The organism is Flavobacterium columnare NBRC 100251 = ATCC 23463 (genome assembly GCF_002530675.1).
Lineage (GTDB): Bacteria > Bacteroidota > Bacteroidia > Flavobacteriales > Flavobacteriaceae > Flavobacterium > Flavobacterium columnare.
This window is the reverse complement of sequence record NZ_PCMX01000010.1, coordinates 1-22,319: the sequence shown is the minus strand read 5'-3', so window position 1 is coordinate 22,319 and position 22,319 is coordinate 1. Positions and strand designations below refer to the sequence as shown.

The following is a 22,319-nucleotide window of genomic DNA, read 5'->3' as shown; positions in this document are numbered from 1 at the left end:
ATTATGCGGTTTCTTGAATAAATCGAGTAATTTTTGTAACCCATTTTCTAGGAGCAAATCGAACTGTATTAGCCAGTAATGTATTTTTGATACCATGGATTGCTACGACATCTCCTCTTAGCATGGCTTGATATCCATAGTAAGCAACCTCTCGTGAGGTAGGTAATTTTTTGTTTTTCACTAGTTTACTACTCTCCATATCGGCCATTGATTGAAAGCCACTTTCTGTTGCACCAGGACATAAAGCTGTTATTGTTACGCCTGTTCCTTCTACTTCATTTGCTATGGCTTCAGTAAAATGCAAAACGTATGATTTGGTTGCATAATATACCGCCATTAAGGGCCCTGGCTGAAAAGCTGCTGTAGAAGCTACATTCATAATCTTTCCATTCTTACGTTGTACCATATCTTTTAAAAATATATGCGTAAACTGAGTTAAAGCCGTTATGTTCAATTGAATCATCTGATCGGTCTTATCCCAATTAGATTTCACAAATAAGCCAAAGTCTCCAAAACCTGCATTATTAATCAGATAATCTATGGTTAAACCATATTTTTTAACTTCATTATAAACATTTAAAGCAGCTCCTCTTTTTGATAAATCTTCAGAAATGGTATAAACTCTAATATTATTTTTAGTCTTCAATTCTATTTTTAAATCATCTAATCGCTGTCCATTTCTAGCCACAAGCACCAAATCATCTCCTTGTTCTGCATGAATTTTAGCTAATTCTAATCCTATACCACTGGAAGCCCCTGTAATTAAAACCGTTTTTTTCATCTACATTTATTTTCAAATAAACTAAAAATCACCATTATACATTAGTATTAAAATGTGTTTTTAAAAGTTAAGCAAATATATACAGGAAACTTTAAAAACTTAAAAAGTTTCCATTTTTTTTTATTTTTTTTAACATTTAATAAAACTCGGTGTTCCCAACTTTTAAATTATTTTAGCAAAAAAAATAAAATGCAGGCAATTAGTACCTATCAAGATATCATTACAAAACATTTCGAAGATTTATCAATAAAAAAAGAACCCCTAAACTTATACGACCCTATACAATATATCTTATGTTTAGGGGGAAAAAGAATACGTCCTGTATTAACATTAATGGCCGCTGAAATTTTTGACATTTCTTATACCAAAGCCCTTTCAGCAGCTACAGCAATAGAGGTTTTTCATAACTTTTCGTTAGTACATGATGATATTATGGATAATGCTCCTTTAAGAAGAGGCAACGAAACTGTTCATGAAAAATGGAATATTAACACTGGTATTCTTTCTGGCGACGCTATGCTTATCTTAGCCTATCAATATTTTGAAAATTATGAACCTGCTATTTTTAAAGAATTAGCACAATTATTCAGTAAAACCGCCCTTGAGGTCTGTGAAGGACAACAGTATGATGTAGATTTTGAAACCAGAAAGTCTGTAAGCGTTTCGGAATATCTTAAAATGATTGAATACAAAACCGCCGTACTAGTAGGCGCTGCATTAAAAATGGGAGCTATAATAGCAGAAACTTCTACTGAAAATGCAAACCTAATTTATGAATTTGGTTTAAATTTAGGAATTGCTTTTCAGCTTCAAGACGATTATTTAGATGCTTTTGGGAACCCGTTAACCTTTGGAAAACAAATAGGAGGCGATATCATAGAAAACAAAAAAACATATCTTTATATAAAAGCATTAGAGTTTGCCTCTGAAAAAGAGACAACTCAACTACAACAATTGTATTCCTCTCACCCTAAGGACAATAGTCCTAAAATTGAAACAGTAAAAAATATTTTTAATTCAACTGGAGCCAGTACAGCCACACAAGAAGCCATCAAAGAATATACTCTTAAAGCTTTTAGTACACTAGAAAAAATAAAAATCAGTGAAGATAAAAAAGTTATTCTGAAAGCTTTTGGAGAGAACTTAATGAATAGAAATGTATAATTCTTGCAAAGAGTTTCTTTTCAAACAAAAAAATGAACACATTAATACAACATGAGTTTGATATAAATTTTTATTTAATTGTTTTATATCAAGCTCATGTCTATCTAATAATCCTCTTGAAATTGAAAAAGTTTATCGCTCCTCAAAATACTGATTTAATACTTTCAGAAGCTCAAAAAAAAGAGCTATATCATAAACTTATTGAACAACTTCTGAAAGATTTTTTACTAGCTAATGAAGATTTAAATATACCACATTCTATTAGTCCTATTGAATTAAAAATTCAAGTACACAAAAAAATCCATCAACTCATTCATAATAAATTCAATGTATATTTAAACCTGCTATATATTATTGATGTAAACGAGGATGAGATAAAAAAACTCGACGGTTTCAACTCAGTTGAACTCGCCGAGCAAGTGAGCTATCTCATTCTAAAAAGAGAGTGGCAAAAAGTATGGTACAAAAACTTATACTAATACCCTAATTCCTTTTTCGTAATAACTTTATTCCATAATTCTTTTCCTTCATGATCAAATAAAGACAATTTAACCTGTCGATCATCCTTATCGCCCGTAAAAGACAATAATCCAAAGTTATGTTGCACAAACATACTTCCTTCTACACGATTCTTATTTTCTTCTTTTAATCCCGAGTTAGAAGGATTAGAGGTCAACGGGGAAACGGTCCAATCGTATAAAGAATAATTATTTCCTCGTTTTAACATGGATAATTCAGCAAAATGACGATCTCCTGACAAGAATAACACTCCCTTAACTTCATTTTTAGCAATTTCATTAAGCAAATACTCTCGTTCCTGAGGATACGTTGCATAGTTTTCAAACTTTGAAGCTGAATTTAGCACTTGTCCTCCAACAACTACAATCTTAAAAGTAGCTTTAGAGGAAGACAAAGCATCAATCAACCATTCTAGTTGTTCTTTTCCTAACAATGTTCTATCTCCTGTTTTACGATCATTAGGCGACTTAAAAAAGCGATTATCTAACAAGAAAAACTGTGCATCACCCCAATTAAAGGTAGAATAAGTTCCTTGTGTTTGAGACACATCTAAACCATAGGATTTATTGGCCCAAAAATCCTTAAATGCTTTTTGAGTATGTATTTTATAGTTAAAACTTCTATCTCCATCATTAGGGCCAAAATCATGATCATCCCAGATAGCAAAATTTTGAGCACTCGCTAACAATGGCTGAATTTCTTTAACACTTCGAGTATGTGTATAACGAAGGTAAAGACCTGATAAACTTTCATCAACTTCTCTCAAATAAATATTATCCCCTCCCCATAACATAATATTGGGTTTTTTAGCCGCTATACCCGTAAAAACAGTATAATTACTTCCATACGGTTTTCCTGGTCTATCAACTTCAGGTTGATTAATATAAACACAACTACCAAAAGCAACTGTAAAATCAGGTGCCTTTTCGCGCCATTGCCATAACTTCTTTGATTCAAAAGTAGTTGGATAAGGTAGTTTTATCAATTTGTTATCAATGTATACTTGGTAAGTATATTTTTTTCCTTGCTCTAATTTATCTAAAATCACATGACAAGTATACCCTGACTCTTTCTTTGTATTATAAACATCCGAAAACATTTTTTTCGTTGGATTCGAAACATCAAAATACTCTAACTTTACATTAGCATTAGTTGTAGTTTGCAACCAAATTACAGCTTCCGTCATTTCACAATAGCCCACCATAGGACCTGACTGTAGTAATTCTCTTTGAGCAAACAATGAAAAGGCTTGAAACAAAAAGAAAAAAGAAATAATTTTTTTCATTTAAAATAGATTTTATCAAGGCTATACTATTATAATCAATAGCTTATTTTATCAAAACAAATATTATAAAAGTCTTTACCTATTGAAGATTGTTTACTACAAAAATAACAAATAATCTTTGAGTAAAGAAAAGCCAAACAAATCATTACGGTTTTCCCGTATATTTTGTTAAAACAAAAAGAAAAAAGACAATAAAAAAGAGCTTTAAACTAACTTAGCCCAAGATTTCCCCCTAAATCTACATATATGAAAAAAAAAATTACCTATTTGGATAATTTCAGAGGTTTTACCAAAGAAATTTGGATTCTCACGCTCATTACTTACATTAATAGAGCAGGTGCTATGGTCATGCCTTTCCTAGGTAACTACCTACACAAAGGATTTTCTTTTAGTCTTCAAGAAGTAGGATGGCTTATGAGTTCTATAGGCATTGGTTCTTTTTTAGGAAACTGGATAGGTGGCAAATTAACGGATAAAATAGGCTTTTATACCGTTATCCTATCAAGCTTATTATTGGTAGGCTTTGGTTTTATTTCATTAATGTTTTTATACGACTTTATAGAAATTAGTATTGGACTGTTTATCTTAACAGCTATAGCCGATATGTACAAACCTGCTGTTTATGTTGCTATTGGATGCTTTAGTAATTTCTCCAATAGAACCCGTTCACTCACCCTTATAAGACTAGCAACAAACTTAGGTATGTTCACAGGTCCTATCATTGGCGGTGTACTTATTGCTAACAATAATTACGACCCTCTATTTTGGATAGATGGGATAAGCTGTATAATAGCTGTAATACTCTTTTTGTTTTTAATAGATGAAACAAAAATAGATATTTATGCTAAAAGGGTAGAACAACTAAAAGAACACATAAATACAAAAAACTCCATATTTAGTGATTCTAATTTCGTAATCTTTCTTTTAGGTTCTTTCATTACCGCTCTACTGTTTTTTCAACTTTTCACCACATTACCCGTGTACAACTCTTCAAAGTTCAACTTCAGTGAAATGCAAATAGGATTATTGTTATCACTAAATGGATTGTTGATATTTCTTTTTGAAATGCCCATCATTGGATACCTCGAAAAAATCAAAATCAAAAACACAAAAATATTTCAAATAGGAAGTCTGTTTATGACACTAGGATTTTTCTTCTTAATTTTTGCAAACTGGATTTTTTTATTAATGATAAGCATTTTACTAATCACCTTAGGACAAATCCTAATATTTTCTTTTGCCAATACTTTTGCTTTTAACAAAGCAACACCTGGTCAAGAAGGCAGATATATGGCTCTCTACTCTATGAGTTTTAGCTTTGCTCAAATATTAAGCTCTAAACTAAGTTTTAGCATTATTGAAAATTATAGTTTTAGTGCCAATTGGATTTTCATGGTTCTTATTGGTACTTTAGGAATTTATATTTATTTCAAACTTGACAAAAACCTAAAACAAGCCCCTTCATTTAATCAAACAATAACACCATGACAACCTCTATAAACAACAAAAGTTTTAAAATTATTATTGTCTTATTATCAGTATTGTTGTTGAGCAGTCTCGTTTATATTTATAAAATGTCTGCTCACTCTAAAGGCATCATTGTATCATTACGAAGCGAAAAAGCAGAACTAACTAATGACCTCGAAAAAATAAAATTGGCTCTAGAAAATACTATATCAAAAGAAGGACACCTAAATAAAGAATTATTAGAAGAGAAACAAAAAGTAAATCAACTTTTAGCAAAAATTGAAAAAGGAAATTACAATCCATCTGAAATCAGTAAATATAAAATTGAATCAAAAAATCTAGAATTAAGGATAGGCTATCTAATGAACGAAATAGAACGATATAAGAAAAAAATAGATAGTACCGAAAACGAACTAGTTGCATCTAATACCGAACTTAAAAATATCAAAAAAACAAACGAAGATTTAAACACAAACAACCTAAATTTAAATAAGAAATTGCAACTAGTTGATGAAAAACTAAATAGAGCCTCTCGATTGGGTTTTTCAAATCTAGAAATAAACGCTTTTAGAATAAAATCATCTGGCGAGATTACTCAAACAAATAAAGCTAGTAAAACTAATTTAATTAAAATTAGCTTTTTAATTAGCGAAAACGAACTTGTACCCCCTCAAAACAAAACCTTTTATTACCAACTATTTGACCCAAATAATGAACTAATAACCCACAACGAAACCACTACAACAGGCGAAAAAATAGAGGATTACACAGCTATATCTTTTGCTCATTATCAAAATAAAGCCCTCAAAATTGAAAAGGCCATCCCTATAAAAGATCCAATACCAGGCATCTATCAATTAAAAGTTTATGATGCTGCCAAACTAATCCTAACCAATAGTTTTCAGATTAATTAAAACTACAAATCCTTTTCACTAATCAAAGTGAAAGCAATAACAGTTTCAATAAAAAATCATTAATACATGCTTAAAACAACGTATGTATTAATGATTTTAATTTATAAAAAACATGATAAACCACTAAATATTATCTCTTCCATAACCTAATTTCCATCTTACTAAAACACCACCCTAACAAAAGGCATCCATGCTGATGTATATAAATTATTAGAATTCTTAAAAAGAAGATTATACCGAACACCAGCCGTAACATTATTCATCCTATAGCCTCCCCCTAAAAACAAAGCTGTATTCCAAAAATCATCAGAACGACGACCTGAAAGAGTACGATAATCCAAATTTACTCGCAACTGCTCTATATCTGCTGATAGCTGCAAATATTCCGTTGGACTATATAATACACTACCACTTATACCATAAACAAAAGAAGTAAAATCTGTCGAATTTTTAATATAACTAGTATTTAACCCAACCCCAATACTTGTTTTATCATCAAAATTATAATACATAGTAGGAGAAACCGAAATATTCGTAAAATTATTCCCTATACTTAAGCCTATACCACCTCCAAAACGAACATGATCCCAAAAAGTATTTACAGACGAACTCGTCTCTAAATTTTGAGCTTGATTCATAGATGAACACAAAAAAAAACTAAAAAAAAATACATTTTTTATCATTAGACACTGATTTTAGATATATATTTTAAAGAATTAAAAATTAATCACATAAATATACTATTTTATTGGCTATATTAGTCTAAAAGTTTTTACTTTTGCAGTAATTTTTTAACCAAAAATTGTCATTAGACAGCATTATGGATAGGTTTTCCTTTTTAAACGCAGCACATACGGCTTTTTTTGCCGATTTATATGATCAATATTTAGTAAATCCTGACAATATTGAACCTTCTTGGAGGGCATTTTTTCAAGGATTTGACTTTGCTAATGAATTCCCTAATGAATTTACAGGCGAAAAAACTTCTTCTGGAGGAGCTATAAACGAAGCTCAATTAACAGATAAAATTCAAAAAGAAATTAGAGTGCTTCAATTGATCGAAGCCTACCGTACCAATGGTCACTTATTTGCCGATACAAATCCTGTAAGAAACCGTAGACCCCACACTCCTAATTTAGACATTGTAAACTATGGTTTGAACAACACAGATTTACAAACAGTATTTCAGGCAACAACGGTAGTAGCAGGAAATCCTACTACTTTGGAAAATTTAATTACTCTACTAAAGAAATTATATTGCCAATCAATAGCATTTGAATACAAATACATTCGTGATGTAAAAACACAAGCGTGGATTGAACAAAAAATCAACGCCATGGTCGACGATGTAACAAGCGATAAGAAAAAAATTATCCTTGAAAAACTAAACGAAGCCGTTTCATTTGAAAACTTCTTACACACCAAATACGTAGGACAAAAACGTTTCTCATTAGAAGGAAACGAAGCGGTTGTTCCTGCTTTTGATCTCTTAATTGAAGAAGCGGCCGAATTAGGCGTAGAACAATTAGTACTAGGAATGGCACACCGTGGTCGTTTGAATGTACTAGCCAATGTTTTTGATAAAGCACCTAAAAATATTTTCAGCGAATTTGACGGCAAAGATTATGCCGACGCAGACCATTTTGATGGCGATGTAAAATACCACCTAGGTATTACAACACCCAAAAAAACTCGTAAAGGAAAAGACATTACTATTAACTTAGTCCCTAATCCTTCACACCTAGAAACCGTAGCGGCCGTTGTAGAAGGCATAACACGTTCTAAACAAGACCGCTTCTTCCCAGAACAACCTAACAAAGTGTTGCCAATTATTGTACACGGCGATGCTGCAATTTCAGGTCAAGGTATCGTATATGAAATTGCACAAATGGTACACCTAGACGGTTATAAAACACAAGGTACTATTCATGTAGTCATCAATAACCAAGTAGGATTTACAACTAATTATACCGATTCTCGTTCAGCAACCTATTGTACTGATATTGCTAAATTAACTTTAGCTCCCGTAATTCACGTCAATGCAGATGATGCAGAAGCAGTCGTTAAGGCTCTATTATTTGCTTTAGAATATCGAATGGAATTTGGTTCTGATATTTATATAGACATCTTAGGATATAGGAAATATGGACACAACGAAGGGGATGAACCCCGTTTTACCCAACCTGTTTTATATAAATCTTTAGCACGCCATAAAAATGTAAGAGATTTATACAATATTAAATTGGTAGAACAAAACATTGTTTCGCCTTCTTATGTAAAAGAAATCGAGGAGGCTTATAAAGCTAAATTGGATGAAAACTTAACAGCATCGCGCGAAGAAACTTTAACAGTTATCGAGCCGTTTATGCAAGACGAGTGGATTGGTTTTTCTAAAGCTAATCAAGCTAAAATGTTGGAAAAAATTGATACCGCCGTAGCAAAAGACACCTTAGATGATATAGCAAAAGTTATAACAGAATTACCAGAAGACAAAAAATATATTAGTAAAATACAAAAGCTTATCAACGATAGAAAAGCGATGTATTTTGAGAAAAACCAGTTAGACTGGGCTATGGGCGAAATGTTAGCCTATGGTTCGTTATTAGCTGAAGGTTACAACGTTCGTATTTCAGGACAAGATGTGGAGCGTGGTACGTTCTCACACCGTCATGCAGTAGTAAAAACAGAAGACACTGAAGAAGAGGTAATCCTATTGAACAATGTACCTAACAAAAAAGGCTACTTCAATGCTTACAACTCTCTGTTATCAGAGTATGGTGTAGTTGGCTTTGATTATGGTTATGCTATGGCATCGCCAAAAACTTTAACGATTTGGGAAGCCCAATTTGGAGATTTCTCTAATGGAGCTCAAATCATGATTGACCAATATATTTCAGCAGCAGAAGACAAATGGAACAACCAAAATGGTTTGGTTATCTTAATGCCTCACGGCTATGAAAACCAAGGAGCGGAACACTCTTCGGCACGTATGGAGCGTTACTTACAACTTTGTTCAGAACAAAATATGTATGTGGCTGACTGCACCACTCCCGCGAATTTCTTCCACTTGTTAAGAAGACAAATGTTAGCCGATTTCCGTAAACCTTTGATGATTTTTACCCCTAAGAGTTTATTGCGTCATCCAGAAGCCGTTTCTTCAATTGAAGAATTTGCTACAGGTTCGTTCCAAGAAGTTATCAACGATACACATATAAAACCAGCGGATGTAAAAACATTGGTTTTCTGTACAGGTAAATTCTATTACGACTTAAAAGCGGAAAGAGAGGCACAAGGAAGAAACGATGTAGCATTGGTAAGAATCGAACAATTGTTTCCATTACCAGTAGAACAATTAAAAGAAATTATCGCTTCGTATCCAAACGCAACAGACTATGTTTGGGCACAAGAGGAGCCAAGAAACATGGGCGCTTACGGATTTATGTTGATGAATTTCAACGAAGTTAAATTCCGTGTAGCATCACCTAAAGCGTACAGTGCGCCAGCATCAGGAAGTTATACCCGTTCTAAGAAACGTCATGCAGATGCGATTGCTATGGTTTTTGATAAAACTTTAGTTTAATAAAAAATTTATATTTTTGATAAATAGATAACAACACTTTATAAAATTATAAAAAATGATTTTAGAAATGAAAGTCCCTTCGCCAGGGGAATCAATCAAGGAAGTGGAAATTGCTACTTGGTTAGTACAAGACGGAGATTATGTAGAAAAAGACCAGGCGATTGCTGAGGTTGATTCAGATAAGGCAACATTAGAATTACCAGCTGAAATGAGCGGAATCATCACGCTTAAAGCTGAAGAAGGTGACACAGTAGCTGTAGGCGCAGTAGTTTGTTTAATTGATACAAGCGCAGCAAAACCAGAAGGTGAAGCGGCTCCTGTAGCTGAGAACAAAGAAGAAGCTCCAAAAGCGGAGGCTCCAAAAGCAGCACCTGTTCAAACAACAACGTATGCAACAGGTTCGGCTTCGCCAGCAGCTAAAAAAATATTAGCAGAAAAAGAAATTGACCCTACAACAGTTACTGGTACTGGTAAAGCAGGTCGTATTACTACCGAGGACGCTTTAAATGCAAAAGCTTCTATGGGTACTCCTACAGGAGGTTCTCGTGGCTCTCAAAGAACAAAATTATCCATGTTACGTCGTAAAGTAGCGGAGCGTTTAGTATCTGCTAAAAACGAAACCGCTATGTTAACTACTTTCAACGAAGTTGACATGAGTGCTATCTATGCGTTACGTGACGAGTATAAAGAAGAATTTAAAGCAAAACACCAAATGGGATTAGGCTTCATGTCATTCTTTACAAAAGCAGTAACTCGTGCTTTACAATTATTTCCAGATGTAAACTCAATGATTGACGGGCAAGAAAAAGTGTCTTTCGATTTTTGTGATATTTCTGTTGCAGTTTCAGGACCTAAAGGATTAATGGTTCCTGTGGTACGTAATGCAGAAAACTTAACGTTCCGTGGTGTTGAAGCTGAAATCAAGCGTTTAGCCATTCGTGCACGTGACGGTCAAATCACAGTAGATGAAATGACTGGTGGAACATTCACTATCTCTAATGGTGGGGTTTTTGGTTCTATGTTATCTACACCTATCATCAATCCGCCACAATCAGGTATCTTAGGGATGCACAATGTAGTGGATAGAGCTATTGTAAAAAACGGTCAAATCGTGATTGCTCCAGTTATGTTTGTAGCATTGTCTTACGACCACCGTATCATCGACGGACGTGAGTCGGTAGGTTTCTTATGTGCTGTGAAAGAAGCTTTAGAAAATCCAGCAGAAATCTTAATGGGTGGTAATCCAAGAAAAGCTTTGGAATTGTAATTTTCACAAATCTTAAAATACAAATCCCAAATTCGAAAAGAGTTTGGGATTTTTTTGTTTATAATTTTCACCTAAACAAGTGAAAATGAGTTCAGATTATTTTATTTTTGTTGATAATTTACCAAAATGTCAGACTCTATTATTTATTCATTGGATATAATTAACTTTGCAAAAGATTGCAAAGAGTTTGATATTGATGTATTTGACATAGAGAAATTTGGCTCAGTTCAGATTTACTGTAACGATGATAACCCAGCAATATTCTTGAAAGAGGTTGATTCTTTTGGTTTTGAAATTCAAAAATCAATTGCTGAATTGCACAAATTGTGTTGGAATTTTCAAAAAGTTTTATTTTTATATGTTTATTCTAAAACTGAAATTAGAATATACAATTGTTCTGAAAAACCTTTTGCCTACGATAATACTACTGCAAAAGAAGCAGATTTTGAAAGAAAATTAGCTGGTCTTGAATTATATTCTTGTAAAGTATCAGATACTACTAAACTACAGACATTAAATACTCTTTTTTCTAGGATAGCCATAGATACTGGCTTTATTTGGTCTTCAAGAGAAGCTGCAGAAATTAAGAAAAAAATAAATCTTGAAACTAGAGTCGATAAATACTTAATACAAAGCTTAATCAATGTTTCTAGAGAACTAGAAAAACAAGGACTTACTGACAAGAACTTAGTACATAAGTTAGTGATGCGCTCTTTGTTCTTGTTGTATTTAGAAGATAAAGGAGCTACAAAAAAAGAAGACTACAAAAAAAACTCGTTAATAGCAAAGTCATATCTTGACTTACTTAAAGAAGGTGAAGTAAACTATGTATATGATTTGTTTGAAAAGTTAGCAGATGATTTCAATGGGAGTTTATTTAATGTTGAAAAAAACGAAAAGCAAATTGTCTCCCATAAACATTTAGAGTTAATAGGGAAATGTTTTACGAATGGTTATGTAAATACCAATCAAGTTGAATTATTTTCAGACTGGAGATTATTTGATTTTAGCATCATTAGAATTGAATTATTAAGTGAAATCTACGAGAATTTCTTATCAGAATTAGACAAAAAAGAAAAGAAAAATACAGGGACTTTTTATACACCACCTTCATTAGTAGAGCTGATTTTAAACGAAAAGTTACCTATTAAAAGCAAGGAGACTAACTATAAAGTTAAAACACTAGATCCAAGTTGTGGCTCTGGAATTTTTTTGGTTCAAAGCTTCAAAAGATTGATAAAAAGATACGAGAACAAGCATAATTCAAAATTAAATGACTTTTCTATTTTAGTTGATATCTTAAAATCAAACATTTTTGGTATTGAACTTGACTCTAAATCAATAAAAGTAGCTGCTTTTAGTTTGTATTTAGCTATACTTGATAATCTTGATCCCAAAACAGGTTGGTGGAATGGTGCAATAAAATTTCCATACTTAATAAATGACCCAAACGATAACAGCTTAAAAGAACAAGGTAATAATCTTTTTGTTAGAGACACCATCTCTGATTTGTCAGAAATTGAAGAATTAAAAGATTTTGATTTGGTAGTTGGAAACCCTCCATTTGGCACAAAAAATTTACTTCCTAGCATTACAAATTATTGTAAAAAAGAAAATTTTGCCCAAGAAATGGTTTTGCCTTTTATGCATAAGGCAACTATTTTAGCTCCGAAAGGTAATATAGCTTTAATCTTCAATACTAAGGTTTTAACGAACACTGGAGGTACCTATCAAAACTTTAGAAAATGGCTTTTCAATGAAAGCTATGTTGAAAAAGTATATAACTTTTCTATACTAAGAAAAGCACCAAAATTTTCTGGAGGACAACTTTTTGACTCAGCTGTTGGACCAATAAGTATTGTTTTTTATCAAAAAGAGGATCCTGAAATTATAAAAGATACTATAATTTATTATGCACCCAAAACGTATATTAAAAATGATGTTTTAGAAGGGATTGTGATTGATTCATCCGATGAAAAGCATTTACCGAGATTTGAATGCCAAAAACCAGATACTAAAATTTGGAAAATAGCTATGTGGGGAAGTTTTTTTGATTTTGAGTTGGTAAAAAAGATTGAGTCAAAATACAATTCTTTATATGAATATTTTATAACTAATAAAAAGGATTGGATTAAAGGAAGTGGACTTCATTCTCCTTCTAAGGAGCAAATACAAAAAAATAAATTTTTTATCCCTATAGAAACTATTGAAACTGGCTCAATTGACAAATATTATACATCTAAAAGTGCTTTAAAACCTAATTCTAAGATTTACAGACCTACTAATGACTTACTTTACAAAAGCCCATTTTTGATTATCAAAGAAGGAGAAAAAGAAAAGGAATTTTGTTCAAGTATAGTTGACTTTGATTGTTATCATAAGTGCTATAGTATAGCAAATGCTGATGTTAATATCCTGAAAGTATTGTCTAGTTTTATGAATTCGATTTTTTCTAGTTATTATCTCTCATTAAGTTCTTCTTCTTGGGGAATAGAAAGAGAAAGAGTTCAAGCAAATGAAATGCTACAACTACCTGCAATTATTGACAAAATCGATAAGAACAATCTTAGCAAACTCACTTTAATATTTAATAAAATAATTTCAATAAAAAAATCAAACGAAGTAAATCAAGACATTACTGATTTAGAAAAACAAATAGACCAAATCATTTATAATGATATTCTTAAATTAACTGAAGAAGAACAAATCATTATTCAAGATACTTTAAATTATAGTTTGGATTTGTTTGAAAAACAAGAAAAATCACAAGCGGTGTTACCTCTTATTAATATTGATTTATATTCTACAAGAATTATTAAAGATTTAAACAGTTGGCTAGACGATATTGATTTAAAAGTTTCGGCAACACATTATACACTAGATAGAAACTGTCCATTATACTTGATAAAACTAACTTTTGGAGATCAATATAAAGAGCCTATTCTTTCTAAAGAGGATATTTACGAGGAGTTGAAGAATTTGGATTCAAAGTTATGGGATACAGAATCTCAAAGTATTTATTTTAGAAAAAAAATAAATTATTATGATGGAGATGATGTATATATCATAAAACCTAATCAATGTAGGTTTTGGAGTCAAACTGCTGCGATGGAAGATAGTAAGTCATTATTAATCGAAATTCTTAATATGAAAGAATAATGGCGGGTAGTTTAAATTCTTCTAATTTCTTAAAAATTCAAAACCTCTTTAAAGAACGATGCGTGACGTTGTTTATAGAGGCATATTATACTTCCATTTCAAATAGAAGCGTTCAATTAGATTTTGAGGAAAATGATATCACTAAAATATTGAATCATTACATAGATCAAAACTTAAAACGAAAAGAGTGGAAAATATCTTCTACTTTAGAATATTATCTTTTCGATGAGGAAGTGCGATTTGAAAAAGGATTTGCTGCTAAATCTTCTAGAATAGATTTACGTTTTACTAGCTTTTGGCAACAAGAAGAATTTAAATATTATATTGAAGCTAAAAATCTTAAATCAAACGACTCAGCTTTAAAACGAAGATATATTTCTACAGGAATTAATAATTTTTTAAAAGGGGGTAAGTATTTCAGTTGTGATGGTTTTCTTGTCGGTTATATTTTAGAAGGTACTGTAGAACACTGTGTAAACGGCATTAATAAATTACTTCTAAAAGATGGTAGGTCAAGTGAGTTGCTAGAAGAAAAGATAACTCTAAATTTAGTAAATAGTCATTTTTCAAAACATCAAGAAAAAGAAATTCTTCATCTGTTTCTAAATTATATTGACTAAAAATGAATGCACTTGATAAAAAAGTATACAAAACAATTGTAACTAATAAACTCAATCCAAAAATTATAGGTGAGAGAAATTGGTATATTTATTTTATTCGAGTAACAGAATTAATTTGGATAAGGAATAATTATGATGGATATCTAATCGAGATATATTCTGATTGCTCAAAAACGAAACATTTAACTACAATCAAAATATGAAAACCATCCCAAATTCAAAAAAGAGTTTGTGATTTTTTTGTTTATTTGTTCTATGAAGAAAAGTCAAAAACAAGCGGCTATAGGTTTTATTTTTATCACCTTATTAATTGATGTAATAGGTTTAGGAATTATTATTCCAGTAACCCCAAAGTTAATTCAAGAACTCATACACGGTAATGTAAGCGATGCTGCACAATACGGAGGTTGGCTTACTTTTGCGTATGCTTTTACGCAGTTTTTGTTTTCGCCCTTGGTGGGGAATTTGAGTGACAAATACGGCCGCCGACCAGTATTATTGCTTTCACTTTTTGGATTCAGTTTGGATTATCTGTTATTGGCTTTTGCACCCACCATCCGTTGGTTATTCATCGGACGCATATTGGCCGGTATTACAGGGGCAAGTATCACGACGGCTTCTGCTTATATAGCAGACATCAGTACCGATGAAAATCGCGCCAAGAATTTCGGAATGATTGGAGCCGCTTTTGGTTTAGGATTTATTATTGGTCCCGTTATTGGAGGCTTATTAGGGCAATACGGGGCACGTATTCCTTTCTATGCCGCAGCGGTTTTATGTTTACTCAACTTTTTATATGGTTATTTCATACTTCCAGAATCTTTATCCAAAAAACACCGTAGAGCCTTCGATTGGACCAGAGCTAATCCGATAGGTGCTTTTATTAGTTTAAAAAAATATCCAAAACTGATTGGATTAACCCTTGCCGTGTTCTTGCTGCATACGGCTTCTCATGCAGTGCAAAGTAATTGGAGTTATTTTACCATGTATCAATTTCATTGGGATGAAACCATGATAGGGTTATCCTTAGGCGTAATAGGTTTATTAGTCGCGCTAGTACAAGGTGGTTTGATTCGATGGATAAATCCAAAGCTAGGGAATGTAAAAAGTATCTATGTAGGCATGGCTTTGTATACGATAGGTATGTTTCTTTTTGGTTTTGCCAGCCAAAGCTGGATGATGTTTGCCTTCCTGATTCCGTATTGTCTTGGTGGCATAGCAGGACCGGCATTACAAGCGGTAATTGCAGGGCAAGTGCCCGCAAACGAACAGGGAGAAATACAAGGTACCTTGACGAGTTTGATTAGTGCTTCAGCTATTATAGGACCGCCCATCATGTCGAGTGTATTTTATTATTTTACTCAAGAGAGTAACGCGCATTCTTTTGCAGGTGCTCCTTTTATTTTGGGAGGCTTTGGTATGTTATTAAGTACACTAATGGCTTATGTGTCGTTAAAAAAGCATCATTAATGAAACTATTTTAAATTCAATAGTTTTTTAAGTACTAGCAAAATAATATCTTTGCTCGAAATCCTGCTACATGAATTCTACTTCTCATAAAAAAATATATTTCGCTAGCGACCAACACCTTGGCGCACCCACGCCTGAAATGAGTTTTCCTCGGGAGCAAAAGTTTGTACAATGGCTGGATGAAGTCAAACAAGATGCGGAAGCTATTTTTTTATTAGGCGATTTATTTGATTTTTGGTTTGAATATAAAACGGTGGTTCCTAAAGGTTTTGTACGGGTGTTAGGCAAACTCGCCGAGATTCGTGATAGTGGAATTCCTATTTATTTTTTTGTGGGTAATCACGACCTTTGGATGAATGATTATTTTGAAAAAGAGTTAAACATTCCCGTGTATCACACAACTAAGGAATTTACATTCAACGATAAACTTTTTTTAATCGGTCATGGCGACGGTTTAGGACCTGGGGACAAAGGCTATAAGCGAATGAAAAAAGTGTTTACCAATCCCTTTTCAAAATGGTTGTTTCGCTGGTTGCATCCTGATGTGGGCGTGAAATTAGCGCAGTATTTATCGGTAAAAAACAAAATGATTTCAGGAGCAGAAGATGTCAAGTTTTTAGGGGAAGATAACGAATGGTTGATTCAGTATGCCAAACGCAAATTAGAAACCAAGCATTATGATTATTTTGTGTTTGGTCACCGTCATTTGCCTATGGAAATTCAACTAAACAAAAATGCCCAATATTATAACTTAGGCGACTGGATTGGCTATTTCACTTATGGTGTTTTTGATGGAACACATTTTGAGTTAAAAAAACAAGAACACTAAATTACTTTTTAGTGTTCTTGTTTTAGCAACATTAATTAGAAAAATTATTAACTGATATTTCAATACACTTTTCGGACAATCTATTTCCTTTTTCTGAATTGATAAAATCCATCAAGATCCACCCACATGATTTTAGTTTTGGGTTATTACTTTGGATATAATCTGCTACTTTGGGATTAATTCGATCCGCTACAGCTACTGGATAAGCAAAAGCGCTAGCTCCTGAACAATACGTTAAATAAGCATTCATAACATTTGAATCAGCATTTGAACGAATAATATTTTCAATAATACGATCGTATTTATAATTTATAGAACTTGGTAATATCGTATTAACTGTATAAAAATCAGAAATCTTAAAAGAATTGTAATATCCATTTCCCATTAGAGTACCATTTGAAAAATTAGGATTTCCAGACCAGCCCTGCACAAAGGTAGAATTTGTATAGGTTTCTCTGGATAGAGGTAAAACTCTTCCTCTACAATCACCTAATAGGCTATTTGTATTCCAATTTTTCTTTACCAATCCTTTAGATTCATACTCATTCATTTTAGCATCAAAATAATTAACCCAAGTAGATTTGTCCTCTCCATTCTCTTTTTTCATAATAACAATAATTGCTTCATTGGGATGTACTTTTAAAAACTCTTTAAAAGTTGACATTATTTGATCTAAAGTTATATTAAGTTTTACAATTCCGTGGTATCCCATAAATTGACCGTTTTCATAATTAAAACGTAAATCAAAAATTCTTGCTCCGGCACCTAATTGTTCGTTTATACTACCATATTGATTACTACTAAAAGCCCAATTTTTGATAGACATTGAATCATGTGTGCCAGGAATAGATAATTTAGACAATGGCGTACTGGCTTTTATCAAGGACATCCAATTATCTTTAGAAACACTTGCTATCAGCCTTTCTTTTGAAGATATGTTCCCTATATTTTCATCAGATCTTGGGACTAAAGAATCTGAACTACAAGATTGTAAAATAGCTAAAAAAGCCATACTAAGTAAAATTTTTCTCATAAATAAATAGGTTAAATTAACTTACAATATATTATTTAATAAATAATTAACAAATAAAAACATACAAAAATTATATGTTAATTTCAACGATACCTCATCTGAGTATTCTTGGAGATCTTAAATATTAAAGTATCTTTACAGCGTCTCAAAAGGGGTGCTTTGTTTCTTTTTAAAAAGTCAAACAAGGCTGAGATTATACCCAATGAACCTGAACAGGTAATGCTGTTAAGGGAAGGGCAAAAGCCTAGCTTATAAGAAAAATATACGTTTTTTATTTATTAATATTAATGAATAATAACCCCTTTTATTCGTAACCATTTTGTAACGAATGAAAAATTTAATTCACAATCAAACACATCAATTATTTTTAAAAATTATTCTGAGTACACTATTTCTGATGAATATCAGTACTGCATTTGGTCAAGAAAAAAAAATAAACGATTCCACAAAGATCAACGCATTAGAAGAAGTAAAAGTAGCTTCTACTCGTCTAAACAAAAAATCTCCATTTGCTTTTACAGATATTAAAAAAGAAGCATTAGAACGAAATAATTTAGGACAAGATCTTCCTATTTTGTTAGACCAAATGCCTTCTGTCGTTACTACTTCTGATGCTGGCGCTGGTGTAGGGTATACTGGATTAAGGGTAAGAGGGAGTGATGCTACTCGTATAAATGTAACGATTAATGGCATACCTTATAATGATGCTGAAAGTCAAGGTACTTTTTGGGTAAATATGCCTGATTTTACAACTTCTGTAGAAAATATCCAATTACAAAGAGGTGCTGGAACTTCTACTAATGGAGCTGGAGCATTTGGGGCTAGCCTTAACTTACGTACGCTTACCCCTTCTCTAGAAGGATATGCTACCACTTCACACAGTATCGGATCTTTTAATACTCGGAAACACAATATTACTTTTGGTTCTGGAATTAAAAATGGTTTTTATGCGGAAGGGCGGCTTTCCAAAATAGCAAGTAATGGGTATATAGACCGTGCTTCATCTGATTTAAAATCTTTTTATACAGAAGCTGGATTTATTCATAAACAAACAGCCATAAAGGCCTTAGTGTTTGGAGGTAAAGAAATTACTTATCAATCTTGGTTTGGAACTCCAGAGGCGGTAGTTAATGGCGATAGAGTTGGCATACTAGCCTACATTAATCGTAATTATTCCAGCACAGAAGAAACTGAAAATTTATTAAATTCAGGAAGAACGTATAATTATTACACTTACGATAATCAAACTGACAATTACGAACAAGTTCATTATCAATTACATATAACACATCAATTCACAGATCATTTATCAGCTTCCTTATCAGGAAATTACACCAAAGGAAAAGGCTATTATGAAGAATTTAAGGGAGATCAAAAACTTAAAAAATATTTTCCTGACCACATAAATGGTAATTCTAGATCAGATGTAATACGTAGAAAATGGTTAGATAATGACGCTTATAGTCTTGTTTACACCTTAAATTACAATACTAAAAACTTGAATGCGAACCTAGGTGGTGGATATAATCAATACGACGGAACTCATTTTGGAGAGCTGATTAAACATAAGTATACCGATCTTCCTGTTGCTAATGTAAATTATTACAAATCACTAAGCAAAAAAGAAGATTACTCAGTATATATTAAAGCGGATTATATGTTTTTTTACAAATTACAGCTCTTCTTAGATATTCAAGCACGTCGTATAGATTATACAACACACGGATTGAGTAGTGATTTAAAATTATTAAATGTAAAGAAAACATATCCGTTTTTAAATCCTAAAATAGGCTTAAACTTTGCTATACATAAGAATCATAGTATCTATGGATCCTTTGCTGTAGCCAATAAAGAACCCAATCGCAATGATTTAACGAAGAATCCTATTGAACCTCAAGCAGAACAATTATTGGACTATGAGGCGGGTTACCGATTTAAAAACAAGATAACACATATTAATTTAAATGGGTATTATATGCACTACAACAACCAATTAGTCCTTACAGGCGCATTAGACGAAGTTGGAGATCCCATTCGTGAGAATGTAGAAAAAAGCCGTCGAATTGGTATTGAATTGGAAGCAAGTATTCAACCTGTCAAATTTTTTAAATTAGATTTTAATATCACAAAAAGTATAAACAAAATCAAATCGTTTGATTATTCTGTCCCTGCAACTGAATACGATATAAATGGCAATAAAAGTTATTCAACAAAAATCACGAAATATGAAAATACAGATATTTCTTTTTCACCTAATATAACAGGAGGTGCAACTGTCACTTTTTATCCTATTAAGAATGTAAGCGTTGTTTATATACAAAAATATGTAGGAAAACAGTATTTGGATAATACCTCTTCAGAGGACAAAAAATTAAATAGTTATCACAATGGTAATTTGAGTATTCAATATATTTTTAAACCTAAAAGTTTTGCCGAAATCAGTTTCAATTTACTAATTAATAATATTTATAATAAGCTGTATGAATCAAATGGTTATACTTATAGTTATTATGATCGTCCTTTAGGTTCTAATAATCCTGTTATCACTGAAAATTTCTACTATCCACAGGCTGGAACAAATTTTTTAACTGGTGTAACACTCAAATTTTAGGTATTATGAGAATTGTTTTTTGACACTATTTGTTTGTTTCTCATATCTGTTCTTTAGGGTAATTTAGAGAAATGGGGAGAAAATGTATAAAAGTACTTGAATATCACTCGTAAGAATTCACTCAAAAACATCCCTCTTTTTAGATGAAAAATCTAAAAAAGAGGGGTTGTTCATAAATAATGCGTTTAACTTATATTATGTATTAAATTATTACTAATAAAAATACTCTATTTTTTATCTTCAATATCATATTCCTTTTTACCACAAGAAGTAAATCAAAATTTTAGGTTAACTTATGAAGAGAAATTTCCTAATATTAGGATATTCTTAAAACAAAAAATCTTTCTTTTAGTATACCTTACTCGGAATACTTAATAAGATAGAATTCTTTTATTTTATCAACGATGGTTTGTGCTAACTTTTCTTTACTTTCAAATGTCCAACCTGCAATGTGAGGAGTCAACAAAACATTGTCAGCATTCAAAAGATAATCAAATGCTTCTGGTTTTTTACCTTCAAAGAGTGTTTCAAAAGAAAGTTTTTCATACTCCAAAACATCTAATCCAGCGCCAAGTATCTTACCGTTTTTCAACCCACTCACTAAATCTTCGGTTACAACACTATTCCCTCTAGCGGTATTGATAAACCAAAATGATTTTGCAAATGAATTAATAAAAGCATCATTTATCATTTTATCGGTTTGAGGTGTCCAAGGTGTGTGTAGGCTGACTACATTTACTTTTTCTTGAAATTCTTGTAATGTAACTTGACGTGCATTGGCATCACCTACATTAGGAGCAATATCATAACAAAGAACGTCTACTTCAAAACCTCTTATTTTTTTGGCAAAAGATTTCCCCATATTACCATAACCAATGATCCCTACAGTTTTGCCATCTAATTCATACCCTCGATTGGCTTCTCTATTCCATTGTCCCGACTTGACTTCATTATTAGACTTATTAAGATTATTGAATAAGGATAAAAGCATCCCCAAAGCATGCTCGCCCACAGCATTACGATTGCCTTCTGGCGCAGCAATTAAATGAATGCCTTTAGTTGCCGCATAATGGCAATCAATACTTTCTAGACCAGCCCCTACACGGGCTATAAATTGTAAGTTAGTGGCTTTATCTAAAAAGGTTTTATCAATTTTAAAACGGCTTCGTATAACAATACCGTGATATCCTGAAATTTTGGATTCAATTTCTTCTTTGGTTGAAGTGAAATCATCATAGTTTTGAAAACCAGCTGTTTCCAATTGATTTCTTAGCAAAGGGTGATTGCTGTCTAAATGTAGTATTTTTATATCTTGAGGTTTCAATTTTGTAAGTTTTATTCAAATATAAGAAGTTTTCTGAAATTTAGATTGTATAACAAAAGTGCTTATTATTACCTATAATAGAGATGAAAAACTAAAGAGACAAAAGTTTCTGTTTTAATTCCATATTTTCAGCTTCTAACCTCTCAATATATTTTCTTTGCGTCCCTAAAAAATATTCTAGTATTGAGTTGTAAGCTTCCCCAAAAACAGCTACGATTAAAAGTATAATTTTTTAATTTTAGCAATATGAAAAAAAGTAAATTTACTGAGACACAGATCATCAAAATTATCTCAGA

17 protein-coding genes are annotated in these 22,319 nt (G+C 32.1%); 12 read left to right on the top strand and 5 right to left on the bottom strand.

The genetic code is table 11. The annotated features are described in order from the left end of the window. Position 1 precedes the first annotated feature (1 nt). Positions 2-781 carry an SDR family NAD(P)-dependent oxidoreductase gene (locus tag B0A78_RS01875; protein ID WP_014166007.1) on the bottom strand — a complete coding sequence of 260 codons (780 nt, stop codon included), beginning with the start codon at positions 779-781 and terminating at the stop codon, positions 2-4. Between the two features lie 189 nt (positions 782-970). Between B0A78_RS01875 and B0A78_RS01870 the strand changes: the two genes are divergently transcribed. Further along, positions 971-1,945, top strand: a complete 975-nt coding sequence (locus B0A78_RS01870) for a polyprenyl synthetase family protein (RefSeq protein ID WP_014166006.1) — start codon at positions 971-973, stop codon at positions 1,943-1,945. A 32-nt stretch (positions 1,946-1,977) separates the two neighbouring features. Beyond that, the gene (locus B0A78_RS01865) at positions 1,978-2,424 is read left to right on the top strand and encodes a hypothetical protein (protein ID WP_014166005.1); all 447 of its coding nucleotides are present in this window, start codon (positions 1,978-1,980) and stop codon (positions 2,422-2,424) included. Here B0A78_RS01865 and B0A78_RS01860 read toward each other — a convergent pair. Further along, positions 2,421-3,749 (bottom strand): alkaline phosphatase D family protein, encoded by a 1,329-nt coding sequence (locus B0A78_RS01860; RefSeq protein ID WP_097609318.1) that lies wholly within the window; start codon positions 3,747-3,749, stop codon positions 2,421-2,423. The genes B0A78_RS01865 and B0A78_RS01860 overlap by 4 nt on opposite strands. A 246-nt stretch (positions 3,750-3,995) precedes the next feature. Here B0A78_RS01860 and B0A78_RS01855 point away from each other — a divergent pair, with 246 nt between their 5' ends. Both B0A78_RS01855 and B0A78_RS01850 read left to right on the top strand, forming a co-directional pair. Then, positions 3,996-5,237, top strand: coding sequence for an MDR family MFS transporter (locus tag B0A78_RS01855; protein WP_014166003.1), 1,242 nt, complete (start codon positions 3,996-3,998; stop codon positions 5,235-5,237). After that, entirely contained in the window at positions 5,234-6,130 is an 897-nt protein-coding gene (locus B0A78_RS01850) for a hypothetical protein (protein ID WP_123906729.1), read from the top strand. Before B0A78_RS01855 ends, B0A78_RS01850 begins: the two co-directional genes overlap by 4 nt. 161 nt (positions 6,131-6,291) lie before the next feature. On the opposite strand, the gene B0A78_RS01845 is transcribed toward B0A78_RS01850, so the two are convergent. Beyond that, positions 6,292-6,768 carry a hypothetical protein gene (locus B0A78_RS01845; RefSeq protein WP_014166001.1) on the bottom strand — a complete coding sequence of 159 codons (477 nt, stop codon included), beginning with the start codon at positions 6,766-6,768 and terminating at the stop codon, positions 6,292-6,294. Between the two features lie 182 nt (positions 6,769-6,950). Between B0A78_RS01845 and B0A78_RS01840 the strand changes: the two genes are divergently transcribed. The 7 genes from B0A78_RS01840 (at position 6,951) to B0A78_RS01810 (ending at position 17,055) form a co-directional block, all read left to right on the top strand. Next, entirely contained in the window at positions 6,951-9,710 is a 2,760-nt protein-coding gene (locus B0A78_RS01840) for a 2-oxoglutarate dehydrogenase E1 component (RefSeq protein WP_097609317.1), read from the top strand. Between the two features lie 55 nt (positions 9,711-9,765). Continuing rightward, on the top strand, positions 9,766-10,977 hold the full coding sequence (odhB, locus tag B0A78_RS01835) for a 2-oxoglutarate dehydrogenase complex dihydrolipoyllysine-residue succinyltransferase (RefSeq protein ID WP_097609316.1): 1,212 nt from the start codon (positions 9,766-9,768) through the stop codon (positions 10,975-10,977). 126 nt (positions 10,978-11,103) lie between these two features. Then, positions 11,104-14,136 carry an HsdM family class I SAM-dependent methyltransferase gene (locus B0A78_RS01830; RefSeq protein WP_065212905.1) on the top strand — a complete coding sequence of 1,011 codons (3,033 nt, stop codon included), beginning with the start codon at positions 11,104-11,106 and terminating at the stop codon, positions 14,134-14,136. Further along, entirely contained in the window at positions 14,136-14,756 is a 621-nt protein-coding gene (locus B0A78_RS01825) for a hypothetical protein (protein ID WP_065212904.1), read from the top strand. Before B0A78_RS01830 ends, B0A78_RS01825 begins: the two co-directional genes overlap by 1 nt. A gap of 2 nt (positions 14,757-14,758) precedes the next feature. Continuing rightward, positions 14,759-14,959 carry a hypothetical protein gene (locus tag B0A78_RS01820; protein ID WP_065212903.1) on the top strand — a complete coding sequence of 67 codons (201 nt, stop codon included), beginning with the start codon at positions 14,759-14,761 and terminating at the stop codon, positions 14,957-14,959. A 52-nt stretch (positions 14,960-15,011) separates the two neighbouring features. Then, positions 15,012-16,226 (top strand): TCR/Tet family MFS transporter, encoded by a 1,215-nt coding sequence (locus B0A78_RS01815; protein WP_065212902.1) that lies wholly within the window; start codon positions 15,012-15,014, stop codon positions 16,224-16,226. A gap of 70 nt (positions 16,227-16,296) precedes the next feature. Continuing rightward, on the top strand, positions 16,297-17,055 hold the full coding sequence (locus B0A78_RS01810) for a UDP-2,3-diacylglucosamine diphosphatase (protein WP_014165996.1): 759 nt from the start codon (positions 16,297-16,299) through the stop codon (positions 17,053-17,055). 31 nt (positions 17,056-17,086) lie between these two features. Here the strand turns inward: B0A78_RS01810 and B0A78_RS01805 are convergent, their stop codons facing one another. After that, the gene (locus B0A78_RS01805; protein WP_014165995.1) at positions 17,087-18,088 is read right to left on the bottom strand and encodes a phosphatidylinositol-specific phospholipase C domain-containing protein; all 1,002 of its coding nucleotides are present in this window, start codon (positions 18,086-18,088) and stop codon (positions 17,087-17,089) included. Positions 18,089-18,416: 328 nt separating this feature from the next. Here B0A78_RS01805 and B0A78_RS01800 point away from each other — a divergent pair, with 328 nt between their 5' ends. Then, complete coding sequence (locus B0A78_RS01800) at positions 18,417-20,699, top strand: TonB-dependent receptor (RefSeq protein ID WP_065212900.1); 2,283 nt, start codon at positions 18,417-18,419, stop codon at positions 20,697-20,699. Between the two features lie 358 nt (positions 20,700-21,057). On the opposite strand, the gene B0A78_RS01795 is transcribed toward B0A78_RS01800, so the two are convergent. Further along, positions 21,058-22,023, bottom strand: coding sequence for a 2-hydroxyacid dehydrogenase (locus B0A78_RS01795; RefSeq protein ID WP_014165993.1), 966 nt, complete (start codon positions 22,021-22,023; stop codon positions 21,058-21,060). Between the last annotated feature and the right edge of the window lie 296 nt (positions 22,024-22,319).